Annotated in this window: 2 protein-coding genes and 2 pseudogenes; 3 read left to right on the top strand and 1 reads right to left on the bottom strand. The window is 44.6% G+C overall.

What is annotated here, in order from left to right; translation table 11 throughout:
* Both ABPH35_RS10595 and leuS read left to right on the top strand, forming a co-directional pair.
* Positions 1 to 108: pseudogene (locus tag ABPH35_RS10595) on the top strand (IS30 family transposase); the annotation flags it as partial.
* A 129-nt stretch (positions 109 to 237) separates the two neighbouring features.
* Positions 238 to 2,739 carry a leucine--tRNA ligase gene (leuS, locus tag ABPH35_RS10590; protein WP_349989645.1) on the top strand — a complete coding sequence of 834 codons (2,502 nt, stop codon included), beginning with the start codon at positions 238 to 240 and terminating at the stop codon, positions 2,737 to 2,739.
* Between the two features lie 59 nt (positions 2,740 to 2,798).
* Here leuS and ABPH35_RS10585 read toward each other — a convergent pair.
* Positions 2,799 to 3,017, bottom strand: a pseudogene (locus ABPH35_RS10585) (transposase); the annotation flags it as partial.
* Between the two features lie 94 nt (positions 3,018 to 3,111).
* Between ABPH35_RS10585 and ABPH35_RS10580 the strand changes: the two are divergent.
* On the top strand, positions 3,112 to 3,463 hold a 352-nt coding region (locus tag ABPH35_RS10580), incomplete at its 3' end, for a transposase family protein (protein ID WP_349988583.1).

Genomic DNA, 3,463 nt, shown 5'->3' with positions numbered 1-3,463 from the left:
AAAAATGCGACGCAACAACAAGTCGCATTTATTGAAAACTGGATTAACAACTATCCAAAGAAGATATTGGGTTACAAATCTCCTAGAGAATTTTTACAGACTGGCTAACTTGAACTTGAAATTTAGCTTTAAGAATAGAAATCAAGAAAATCCTGAATTTTATCGCTCGTCTCCTATCGCAAATGTCCTACAAAATGGTATAATAGGAATATCATACAAAATTGGAGAGAAATAGCTATGACTTTTTACAATCATGGAGTGATTGAGCCTAAGTGGCAAAAATACTGGGCAGACCATCACACCTTCAAAACAGGTACAGATAAAGAGAAACCAAATTTTTATGCGCTTGACATGTTTCCGTATCCGAGTGGTGCGGGTCTTCACGTTGGGCACCCAGAAGGCTATACAGCCACAGATATTTTAAGCCGCTATAAGCGTGCCCAAGGCTACAATGTCCTTCACCCAATGGGTTGGGATGCTTTTGGTCTGCCTGCGGAGCAGTATGCCATGGATACAGGAAATGACCCGGCAGAATTTACTGCGCAAAATATTGCCAATTTCAAACGCCAAATCAATGCGCTCGGCTTTTCCTATGATTGGGACAGAGAAGTGAATACCACTGATCCAAATTATTATAAGTGGACCCAGTGGATTTTCACGAAATTGTACGAAAAAGGCTTGGCTTATGAGGCTGAAGTGCCTGTCAACTGGGTGGAAGAACTTGGAACGGCTATTGCTAACGAAGAAGTTTTGCCAGACGGAACGTCTGAGCGAGGCGGTTATCCAGTAGTTAGAAAGCCAATGCGCCAATGGATGCTAAAAATTACAGCCTATGCAGAGCGCCTTTTGACCGACTTAGAAGATTTGGACTGGCCAGAGTCCATCAAAGATATGCAACGCAACTGGATTGGAAAATCAACAGGAGCAAACGTAACCTTTACCATTAAAGGTACGGATAAAACCTTTACTGTCTTTACCACACGTCCGGATACCCTTTTTGGTGCAACTTTTGCAGTCCTTGCACCTGAGCACGAATTGGTGGATGTGATTACGACGGCTGAACAAGCTACAGTCGTTGCAGACTACAAACACCAAGCAAGTCTCAAATCAGACCTTGCTCGAACCGATCTTGCCAAGGAAAAAACAGGTGTCTGGACAGGTGCCTATGCGATTAACCCTGTCAATGGTCAAGAAATTCCGATTTGGATTGCGGACTATGTGCTAGCGAGCTATGGGACAGGCGCGGTGATGGCGGTGCCTGCGCATGACGGTCGCGACTGGGAATTTGCCAAAACCTTTGATTTGCCGATTGTAGCAGTCATCGAAGGTGGTGATGTCACAGAAGCTGCCTATACAGAAGACGGTCTTCATATCAATTCTGACTTCCTAAACGGCTTGAACAAGGCAGATGCGATTGAAAAAATCGTTTCATGGCTAGAAGAAGCAGGTGTTGGTGAGGAAAAGGTGACCTATCGCTTGCGGGACTGGCTCTTTAGCCGTCAGCGTTACTGGGGGGAACCCATTCCAATTATTCATTGGGAAGATGGAACTTCAACAGCTGTTCCAGAAAGTGACTTGCCACTTGTCTTGCCAAAAACAAGCGATATTAAACCGTCTGGGACAGGAGAAAGTCCGCTAGCTAACTTGACAGATTGGCTTGAAGTGACCCGTGGAGACGGTGTCAAAGGTCGCCGTGAGACCAATACCATGCCGCAATGGGCAGGCTCAAGCTGGTACTATCTCCGCTACATCGATCCGCACAATACCGAAAAACTGGCAGATGAAGACTTACTCAAGGCTTGGTTGCCAGTGGACATCTACATCGGGGGTGCAGAGCATGCGGTGCTTCACCTCCTCTACGCACGTTTTTGGCATAAGTTCCTTTATGATCTTGGTGTTGTACCAACCAAGGAGCCGTTCCAAAAGCTCTTTAACCAAGGGATGATTTTAGGAACAAGCTATCGGGATGGTCGTGGAGCTCTTGTGGCGACTGATAAGGTGGAAAAACGGGATGGTTCCTTCTTTAACATTGAAACAGGAGAAGAACTGGAACAAGCCCCTGCCAAGATGTCGAAATCTCTCAAAAACGTTGTCAATCCAGATGATGTAGTGGCCCAATATGGTGCAGATACCCTTCGTGTCTATGAAATGTTTATGGGGCCGCTTGATGCTTCGATTGCTTGGAGTGAAGAAGGCTTGGAAGGTAGCCGTAAATTCCTTGACCGTGTCTATCGCTTGCTAACTTCAAAAGATATTGTGGCAGAAAATAATGGTAACTTGGACAAGGTTTACCATGAAACGGTGAAAGCTGTGACTGAGCAGATTGAAACGCTCAAGTTCAATACAGCCATTGCCCAGCTCATGATTTTTGTCAACAGTGCGAATAAAGAAGAAACACTTTATGTGGAGTATGCGAAAGGCTTTGTTCAGTTAATCGCTCCATTTGCACCACACTTGGCAGAAGAACTGTGGCAAATCGTAACTGGCTCAAGTGAGGGTATTTCCTACGTGCCGTGGCCAGCTTATGACGAATCTTTCCTAGTTGAAGACGAGATTGAGATCGTTGTCCAAATCAAGGGCAAGGTTCGTGCCAAATTGGTCGTTGCCAAAGACCTTTCTCGTGAGGACTTGGAAGCTGCAGCTCTTGCGGATGAAAAAGTCCAAGCAGAGATTGCAGGTAAAGACATTGTCAAAGTCATTGCTGTACCAAACAAACTGGTCAATATCGTTGTGAAATAAACAAATCATCGAGTCTGGGACAAACCACGATGAGGGCGTAGCACTCACCCACAAACATATGAAAACTCGCCTAAGCGGTCTCTTGGAATAGCTAAACGAAGTCGCCCATACTTGGTATCAAACTGCCGTTCGTAGTAACCATTTCGGCTATTACCAGTGTGATGACCGTCGTAACTATGAGCGGTATAGCCTAAGAAAGAAGTTAATTCATTGGCTAGAAGCTGATTGATTGCCTCTTCTAGCTGTTTGCGGAAGAACTCATCTAACTGAAAACCCACGACAAACGCATGAAGAAAGTTTCGTTTTCAGATAACAGTTTCATAAACTAAGTTCGAATCCTTTGCTATACTAGAGATAGTGGAGGATTTTGTTATGAATGAGATACTGGATTTCTTGATAGGTGTCCGTGATGATAGAGAATCCTGGAAAATTAAGCACACATTGTCAGATATTGTCTTGCTTATTTTCTTTGCGCGTCTATCAGGTGCAGAATATTGGGATGAAATTGAGGAGTTTGGGACTGCCTATGAGTCTTCCTTGCGAACCGTGTTGGAGTTAGAAAATGGGATTCCGTCTCACGATACGCTGCAACGAGTTTTTGCGACTCTAGATCCTCAAGTTCTAGTAGAAGTGACACAGATGTGGTCTGCTCTTCTTGAAGAGGCAGAGGTATCAGCTAAACATTTTACTCGTTTTTCGAAACGCCTGATAGCCATTGACGGAA

Source organism: Streptococcus handemini, assembly GCF_040984445.1.
Classification (GTDB): Bacteria; Bacillota; Bacilli; order Lactobacillales; family Streptococcaceae; genus Streptococcus; species Streptococcus handemini.
The sequence above is the reverse complement of the archived record's forward strand: the minus strand, read 5'-3'. Positions and strand labels throughout refer to the sequence as shown.

Coding starts and splice junctions, on each gene's coding strand:
- leuS (WP_349989645.1), top strand. CDS start 238: ATGACTTTTTACAATCATGGAGTGATTGAGCCTAAGTGGCAAAAATAC.